Source organism: Bacteroidales bacterium (assembly GCA_018334875.1).
Lineage (GTDB): Bacteria > Bacteroidota > Bacteroidia > Bacteroidales > UBA12077 > JAGXLC01.
In genome coordinates this window covers 1-8,678 of sequence record JAGXLC010000168.1, presented here as the reverse complement: position 1 = coordinate 8,678, position 8,678 = coordinate 1, and the positions used below count along the sequence as shown (strand labels likewise).

The following is an 8,678-nucleotide window of genomic DNA, read 5'->3' as shown; positions in this document are numbered from 1 at the left end:
GAAACCTGGAATGCTTGATCTTTCGAAATATTCCGGGTTTCGGTATGAAAAGTTTCAGGTTGATCGCCGTCAGTAATGAGTGTCATTTCATAATCTTTTCCGCTTTTCATAAAATCAGTTTCTATTTGAATCTCCCGGTTTTCCGATGTTCCGTTGATTCCTCCAATATACCAGCTATCACCCTTACGTCGTGCTAATACTACGGTTTCTCCGGGAATTCCTGTAATGAACCTTGTCTCGTCCCATGCAGCAGGTACTGCTTTAAGAAAATCTTTCGGAGCTTCGGGAAGAGATAAATAAGCTTCGACTTTATCTGCCATATGTTGAATCCCCGATTCATAAAGAACGCTCAGGGCCAGTTCATGACCGTAAGTGGTTTTATGCGGATACCTGTTGTTGCTGAATGTACAAGGTGTATAGTCCATAGGACCGATAACATTCCGTGTATAGGCAGCAATGGTGTTATGGGCCGGTGCGCGTTCGGTGTAGCTTCCGTCATACCGGTAGTTCTCCGCCCCTTTAATGGCTTCCATCGTCATCAGGTTGGGATACGTTCTTCGCCAGCCGCGTGGTAGCGTGCACCCGTGGAAATTGACCATCAGATTGTATTTTGCCGCATCCTGGAGTATGTTATGATACAACCGGATCATGTGCTGCTTGTCGCTGTTGAAAAAATCAATTTTTACTCCTTTGATGCCCCATTCCTGGAGTTTCCTCATCTCCTTTTTCCGAAGTTCCGGATCTAGCATAACATACTGCTCCCGCTTGTAATTGTTGGTTCTTCCACCGGAATTGTACCACAAAAACAGGCCAATGTCTTTTTGATCGGCATATTCTATGACTTCCTCAATGTTCCCGTCTTCCATGTCGGGCCAGCCGGCATCTACCAGCGAATATTTCCAGTCCATCTCTACTGACAGATCGACATATTGTTTGAGCCGTTCCACCGATCTGCTGCCATGGTATGACCACCAGCTCCAGGAGGCTACTCCGGGTTCGATCCAGCTTGTTTTTGATAAGCGCGAAGAATCAGCCAAATGAGTTACCATGTTCGATTCCATAATGGTACTCAGATCCTCACCAATGACGATGAAGCGCCAGGGCATTTTCCAGGGCAGCACTGAAGTGGGATACCTGTCGCCTGTGCCAAACCGTTCTCCTTTCGAAGGGAATTGAATGGTATATAGTCCGCCACTGGCATCCGGCTTCAGATGAGTGCCGCAATAACTTGTATCAACTGCACTTTCGGATATTAGCATCCAGTGATCCTTTGTATGAAAAAGTGCCGGGAAAGCCCAACCGTATTGATCAGGGGCTTCCGTTCCTATTTCTATACCATTTTGGAAGTATCGCTCATATGCAGGAGTCGTTTGAGAAGGTTTATCAAAGCAAGTGCAAATAACGTGTAAAGAAAATTTTTTCTATCCATAATATATAAAATATTGAGTTTGTAATGTCATCCAAATGGCTCGATATACATCAGTCTGGTTTTAAACAAATTTTTAAATTTTTTCTAAAATGATCCTCTGTTAAATATTCCGGTGGAAAAATAAAGTAGGGGTATTTTCGCTCAAAGTAAACATCCCTTCTGCTCAACAATTTATCATATCTGGCAAGGGTTTTCCTGACTTTTTCCATTTCAGGCTTCAGGTATTGTTTCATTTCTTCATCTTTTTTCATGAGTTGCTGATGCAATTCCCTGCGCTTATCCGGATCTTCCTCCTGTTGCATCTGCCGGGCCAGTTGTTTTTTCTCCCCTTTATATTGTTCGGCAAGCACCCTGGGCAAATATTTTTCCGGGTCACGGTCTGCTTCTTCCAGCCAGTGCTTCTTTCTTTTATATTCCTTTTCCAGGCCATTATGGGTTCCTTCATGCCCTGCCAGGGGCAACCAGATGTCGCCTGTAACCCCATAAAAATAAGGTCTGGAATCAAGTGAAAAAAACTCATGAAGTATTGTATTGTTCACTTTCTCATATTCTATGGCGCCTGTTCCATGTACAAATACGTCACAAAGAAACAGGCGGATCATGATGGTAAGTGTAGTGGCCTTGGGATATAGTATGAGAGAATCCCTCAACGCCTGAATGAGCTCTTCCTGTGTCCTGTTATGAATATTTACCGAAATATCTGTATCCGCCTCTTCCGAATAAAAATGCATCGCCTCATCATTTTTTTTGACATAAACCGGATACCTTTTGGAATTCTTACATAACCAGAAAGGAAGTTCATACCACCCTTTCTGATGATCCAGAAATTTCACCGGTTGATAATCTTTTCTTTTACATTGTCTTACAGCATCATTGTATGCTTCCGTAAAGTTCCGTAGGTGTCTTATGAGATAAAGAATATAACGGTAATACCCCTTACTTCGGGCTATATGTGAGATCCTGACATCCCTGATGGTATAGCCCAGCGCGTCATCAAACCGGTTGCGGAGATCAATCACGGTATCCGTAAAGTTCTGATGCTTTTCAAACGTCCCGAAGAAGGCCTTTCTGTATTGATCAAATGCTTCCGGAATAGAAGCGTGAGAAAGGGATTCCAGGGCGTTGCCGATCTTGTCAAAAAAATTAAAGATTTCTTCGGAAGACGGGTTGAATGCTGCGTATATTTTATTTTTCCGGTTTTTTAATTCCGTCTCCATCTTGTGCAATTCTCCTTCTTGCTGATAAGGAACGGGTATCCTGAAATCCGCTCTATCTGAATCAACAACAAAATTTATTGCTTTTCCTCCTAATTGTTTTGCCGCATCCCCCGTAAAAAAATTCTTAAAAAGCAGACCAGGATAATAAATGGTCGGTTGGTGCCCCGTTGCTATTACCGGTATGTTTTTACGCTCTTTCTGAAGGTCAGATGCCTCAAGAAGTTCGTCCCGAATGACCCTGAGCTCTTCATTTTGCCTGAACAAATGATTCTGTGTCTTTCTGTTGTGTTCTATTACCTTAGTGATCTCCATACCTATACAATATTGTGCAAAGTATTGATTCCAACTGCTTCAGGTGTATAAAACGGTTCTCCGTAGGGGCTGTTGATAAGGGCTCCGTAGTACCTCCCGCTCCATTCCAGACGGTCGCCCAGTTTAATTCTCTTTTGATTCTTTAATTGAGACTGATAGGCATTTCCTGCTTCCATCTTCATCTTAAAAGCTTCTTCAGATACGGGAAGAATGAAGGAAGGCGACATGTTGAGCCTGAAATGGGAAGTGTAATAATACAAAATTTTACGCGGATAATGCGGTTCTCCGGGAATATCGCTCTTGGTTAACTTTGCATAAAACCGGGCAGCCGTACCCAATTCCGAGGCACTAATATGATCGGGATGCTGGTCAACATGATACTGTACCAGCAAAATATCAGGCTTATATTCTCTGATTTGGGCCGCCACTTTTTTTCTGTTATCAATGGTATCCTCAAGATAGCGGTTGGGAAAATCCATAATGATCCGTTTTCTGATCTTCAGAATCCGGTCGGCTTCTTCCGCCTCTTTTAATCGTGTTTCCACCGTACCATAAGGTGTTGGTTCTCCGTTTGTCAGATTCAGGATATACACATCGTCTCCATTCATTGTGTGTGTGGCAATGGTACCTCCAATGGAGAACACTTCATCATCTGGATGCGCTGCTATAATCATTATATTCATGGCTTTCTGTTTCTTTTTGAATGATTTGTAAATAATATCTGTACCGTCTGAACATATCTTTCCAGGAAGATGTTTGCCCGGAAGTATGATCAAAATATATCAGTTGCACCGGTATTTCATTAACGCTAAGGCCTTTTTTCCATGCTTGAATCCACAATTGAAGGGGAAGCCCGTAACCCGTTTCGGATAGATTGAGCCGCTTCAGGGCCTTAACTTTATACAGTTTAAAACCACAAAAGGAATCGGTGAGCCGATAACCGGTAATACGGTTGATTGTCTCCGTTATTCTCCGGTTTATCCGTATGCGGTCTTCGGGTGCTTCTTTTAGCTCCTCCCGGGAAATATTCAGATACCTGCTTCCGGAAATGATATCAGAATTATCATGTTTCACGGCATGGATGAATTTATAGATCTCCCCTGGCTGATGCTGTTTGTCGCTGTCTATCGTGATCACATATTTATAGCCTTTCTCATTCGCATAGCGGAAGCCATCGATCAATGTTTTGCCATATCCCTGATTTTGTGAATGCCGTATTACCTGAACGTTTTCGGTCTTCTCAAGAATATTGGGCGAATCATCGGTTGAGCCATCATCAATGATAAGAATATCCACATAATCAGCAATATTTTTTATTTCATAAATTACCGTCCTGATCGACCGTTCCTCGTTATACACGGGTATGAAAACCAAAAATTCACTCATTATATTCCCTTAGATTCAACATGTTTGCCAGGCTGGTGTAGGAATTATATACATCTCTTCCATGATGTTTGTTTTGCGGCATAAAATTAATGGGAAATTCTGTAAATGTTTTAATTCTGATGGAATGGATTATTTTCCTATACCCGTACTTGCCTGAGATATCTGCTCCATCTCCGCTTCGGACAGATTGATCTGCATGGCCCGGGCGTTGCTTTCGGCCTGCCGGCTATTGGAAGCGCCTGGGATGGCAAAAACCTTCGTGCCGTGATAATTTATGGTCCAGCTCAGAGCGACCTGTGCCGCGGTAGCATCATGTTTATCAGCCATTTCCTTCAGTTTATCTACAAGGGGCCGGCTCTTTTCCAGACCTTTTTCTTTGAATGAACCCATCATTTTGCGAAAGCCTTTTTTGTTTTTGATGGACTCGGGATTTTCATGATATTTTCCTGTCAATAAACCCTGAGCCAATGGAGAGTATGCAATGATGGCAACATTCAGCTCTTTGGCTGCATCCAGAATACCGTTCCGTTCAATTTTCCGGTTAAGCAGATTGTATCGGACCTGGTTGGAGACGAGCTTGAGGCCGTGTTTTTGAAGTTCTTCATGCGCTTTCCGCATTTGTGAGGCAGAAAAATTGCTTACCCCTACATGTTTAATTTTCTGATCTTTCACCAATTTTACCATGGCCTTCATTTCTGCCCCGATGCTTGAAAAGGAAGCCGGGTTGTGTACCTGGTGCAACGATATGGTGTAAGGAGCAAGCGCTTCCTGTCTATTTCCAACAGTCTTTGTTATGGAACGAGCGGTTCTGAAGATGGGATTCCATTTGGTGGCAATGATCACTTCTTTATCGTCAACACCTGATTGTTGCAGCGCCCTGGCCAGGGTTTTTTCGGATTCACCATTTCCGTATAATTCGGCAGTATCAAACCAGTTGATCCTGTTGTTTATAGAGGTCTTCAAGATTTCATGACTCTCTTCTTCCGAAAGATAAGGCCAGAACCGGCCTGCAAGATTATTTCGCTTGCTGAACTGCCAGGTGCCCAGTCCGACAGGAGTTACCATGAGCTCTGAGTTGCCTAAACGACGGGTTAAATCCGTATTATCCATACTGTATTATATTTTAGTTGATTTGACATTTTGATTTTTAATAAAACCCGCATCCATTAACCTTCACAACAAAAAAACATGCGGGTTCTATGGTAATACAAGCAAAGTTTGTAAATTTGGTATATAAATCAATTTGAAATTCAATTTTTTCTTTATTGCGTATTGCGTTTGACTAACTGGCTAAATAAACACCAATATGATACAACCACAAAAGCCAGAATTTGTTTGATTGCCGTTATGTTCTATATGGCATTATCTCTGATGACCTGTGTTGTCTAACAGACATTGCTATAGATAAAATAAACATTTTTTATTATGAGTTTGTTAATTTATGGAAATTTTAAACAGGAGGATGTTGATTATGAGATTTAAACAACTTCGTCTTTATTCGGTGTTCCTATTGGGAATTGCATTGCTGTTCATTGAATCCTGCAGTTCAGGGGATAAAGCTAAGCAGGAGAAAGAAGAAATGGAAGAGGTGGAAATTGATCTCCCCAGCATAAAGGAACGCGGAACACTGAGAGCCATCACTTATTATGGCTCCACCAGTTATTTTTTATACCGTGGTCAGCCTATGGGATATGAATATGAGCTTGCCAGCAGGCTGGCAGAAGATATGGGACTCGATCTGGATATAATCGTTGCCGAAGATTTGGATAAAGAGATTGAAATGCTGAAAAAAGGGAAAGGCGACATCATCATCCATGGTTTGACCGTCACACAAGACCGGAAAGAACGTGTAACTTTTACCACACCCCACACAAACACCCATCAGGTGCTTGTACAGAAAAAACCGGATAACTGGAGGCAAATGAAGATCCATGAAATCAGAAAAGAGATTGTTTCCGATCCGGTTGAACTGATAGGAAAAAAGGTGTATGTCCGGAAAAATTCTTCCTATTATAAACGTTTACAGAACCTCGAGGAAGAGCTGGGAGGTGATATAGATATTGTTGAAATGTCGGGCGATCTGTCTACGGAAGATCTGATCAGAAAGGTAGCTGAGGGAGAGATCCCATATACTGTAGCGGATTATAACATCGCTGCCATCAATAACACCTTTTATCAGAACCTGGATATTGATGTGAGATTAAGCTTCTCACAAAGGATCGCATGGGCCGTGCGGGAAAGCTCACCCCAGTTGCTCAAAGAGGTCAATTCATGGATTGCCAGAATGAAGCAGAATACGGATTATTATGTGATATATAATAAATATTTTAATAACTCCAAATCATACAGGCGAAGGGTAAGAAGCGATTTCTTTTCTATGGAAACCGGCAGAATTTCGCGTTATGACGATATGATAAAGGCCCGTGCCGATAGCATCGGTTGGGATTGGCGGTTAGTGAGCTCCATGATTTACCAGGAATCCGGCTTCAATCCAAGGACCAAATCCTGGGCAGGTGCCAGGGGATTAATGCAACTCATGCCCGCTACTGCCAGGGAGCTGGGAATAAGCGACCTGTATTCCCCCGAATCGAGTGTTGAGGCAGGAACAAAGTATATTTCCTACCTAAGAAAGCAATGGGCTTCCATACCGGATTCCTCCGAACGCGTGAAATTCGTGCTCGCCTCATACAATGTCGGGCTGAATCATGTAAAAGATGCTCAGAGACTGGCCGAAAAAAACAATGAAGATCCCACCGACTGGTATGTGATCCGGGATTATCTTCTTAAATTGTCGAACCCGCAATATTACAATGACCCGGTGGTACAATACGGTTATTGCCGGGGTGAGGAGCCCTACTACTATGTTAAAGAAATCCTTGAACGCTACGAACACTATAAAAGATTTGTAGGATAAATTAACAGACCGAACCAACCGGGTGGAAAATTGTAATACATAATAAATGAACCCCACGGTTAAAAAATAGTGTAGATTTAACTATTTTTGCGAGTTCTGATATAAAACGAAAAGATCCCCTATGACACGATTGCATTTGTTTGTTTTTTTGTCTCTACTAATCGGCCTTACCCCGGTTATCGGGCAACAGACCGATTTCAACTGTTATACCCTGGTGGTGGGTAAGGAGGCTTCCCGGAGTGGTTCTCTGCTCATGGCCCATAATGAAGACGATCATGGAGAAAACCTGGTCAACTGGTTCAAAGTACCCCGAAAAGTACATAAAGAAGGAGAAACCATTACATTACAAAACGGGGCTGTAGTTCCCCGGGCCGATACCACTTATGAATACCTGTGGCTGGAGATGCCGGGGATGGAATTTGCCGATTCCTATATGAATGAACATGGTGTAACGATTGCTTCCAACGCCTGTTCTTCCAGGGAGGATCAACCGGAGTTGACCGATGGGGGAATTGGTTACTGGCTCAGGCGACTGATGGCACTAAGAGCGTCTTCTGCCCGCGAGGCAGTTCAGATAGGAGGCGAACTGGTTGAGAAATATGGATATGCTTCTTCCGGAAGAACTTATACGATTGCCGATCCCGAAGAAGCCTGGGTTATGTCCGTTGTGAACGGCAAACACTGGGTGGCACAAAGAGTACCTGACAACAAGGTTATGGTCATTCCCAATTATTATACCATTACCAGTGTTAACCTCTCCAACGGGGAAATTTATATGGGTTCAGACGAGTTGATAAGTTATGCAAATAAAAGAGGCTGGTACGAACCGGAGCGGGATGGACCCTTCAATTTCAGAAAGGTATATAGCAATCCGCAAAAATTGGCCAGCCCCGGGAATATCCCCAGAAAGTGGCGGGGTTTGGAGCTCCTTACAAGCAAGGACTACAGAATGGAGGAGGCTTTCCCTTTTGCGGTGAAGCCCAAAGAGAAGATATCCAGACAAGAGATCATGAAAGTACTGGCTGATCACTATGAAGGGACTGAATGGGATAACAGCCAGCATTATCAACACGGCCATCCTCATGAAGGGGGTGTTGGGACGATCTGCGCCTCCCACAATCAATACGGGTTTGTAACGGAGCTGAGAAACGACATGCCTGTGGATATTGGCGCCGTAATGTGGCTGGCACCCCGCAGACCCTGCATTCAACCCTACGTTCCCTGGTATTTTGGAATGTCTGAAATTCCGGCGGACTTTGCTTTAACCAATCATCAATCCGCTCTGGAAAACCATTTTTATGCCCCGGAAAACATACTTGAATATAACGAAGAACATGCCTTTTCTGAATATGTTCAGTTTGCCGAACAGGTGGATGCACATTACGGAAAATACATCGGGGAGATCAAAGCTTTTAAATCT

Annotated in this window: 7 protein-coding genes; 2 read left to right on the top strand and 5 right to left on the bottom strand. The window is 43.2% G+C overall.

Going from position 1 to position 8,678, the window contains the following annotated elements; translation table 11 throughout:
• The 5 genes from KGY70_13030 to KGY70_13010 form a co-directional block, all read right to left on the bottom strand.
• On the bottom strand, positions 1-1,259 hold a 1,259-nt coding region (locus KGY70_13030; protein ID MBS3776110.1), incomplete at its 3' end, for a glycoside hydrolase family 97 catalytic domain-containing protein.
• A 220-nt stretch (positions 1,260-1,479) separates the two neighbouring features.
• On the bottom strand, positions 1,480-2,958 hold the full coding sequence (locus KGY70_13025; GenBank protein MBS3776109.1) for a hypothetical protein: 1,479 nt from the start codon (positions 2,956-2,958) through the stop codon (positions 1,480-1,482).
• 2 nt (positions 2,959-2,960) lie between these two features.
• On the bottom strand, positions 2,961-3,641 hold the full coding sequence (locus KGY70_13020; GenBank protein ID MBS3776108.1) for a PIG-L family deacetylase: 681 nt from the start codon (positions 3,639-3,641) through the stop codon (positions 2,961-2,963).
• Positions 3,607-4,344: a glycosyltransferase family 2 protein gene (locus tag KGY70_13015; GenBank protein MBS3776107.1), complete on the bottom strand. Its 738-nt coding sequence runs from the start codon at positions 4,342-4,344 to the stop codon at positions 3,607-3,609. Before KGY70_13015 ends, KGY70_13020 begins: the two co-directional genes overlap by 35 nt.
• Before the next feature lie 129 nt (positions 4,345-4,473).
• On the bottom strand, positions 4,474-5,454 hold the full coding sequence (locus tag KGY70_13010; GenBank protein ID MBS3776106.1) for an aldo/keto reductase: 981 nt from the start codon (positions 5,452-5,454) through the stop codon (positions 4,474-4,476).
• Positions 5,455-5,815: 361 nt separating this feature from the next.
• Here KGY70_13010 and KGY70_13005 point away from each other — a divergent pair, with 361 nt between their 5' ends.
• Both KGY70_13005 and KGY70_13000 read left to right on the top strand, forming a co-directional pair.
• Positions 5,816-7,258, top strand: a complete 1,443-nt coding sequence (locus KGY70_13005; GenBank protein MBS3776105.1) for a transporter substrate-binding domain-containing protein — start codon at positions 5,816-5,818, stop codon at positions 7,256-7,258.
• A gap of 121 nt (positions 7,259-7,379) precedes the next feature.
• On the top strand, positions 7,380-8,678 hold a 1,299-nt coding region (locus tag KGY70_13000; GenBank protein MBS3776104.1), incomplete at its 3' end, for a C69 family dipeptidase.

Bases quoted from the DNA above. Each gene is read 5' to 3' on its own strand.
- KGY70_13025 (MBS3776109.1), bottom strand. From the start codon at position 2,958: ATGGAGATCACTAAGGTAATAGAACACAACAGAAAGACACAGAATCAT.
- KGY70_13020 (MBS3776108.1), bottom strand. From the start codon at position 3,641: ATGAATATAATGATTATAGCAGCGCATCCAGATGATGAAGTGTTCTCC.
- KGY70_13015 (MBS3776107.1), bottom strand. From the start codon at position 4,344: ATGAGTGAATTTTTGGTTTTCATACCCGTGTATAACGAGGAACGGTCG.
- KGY70_13010 (MBS3776106.1), bottom strand. From the start codon at position 5,454: ATGGATAATACGGATTTAACCCGTCGTTTAGGCAACTCAGAGCTCATG.
- KGY70_13005 (MBS3776105.1), top strand. From the start codon at position 5,816: ATGAGATTTAAACAACTTCGTCTTTATTCGGTGTTCCTATTGGGAATT.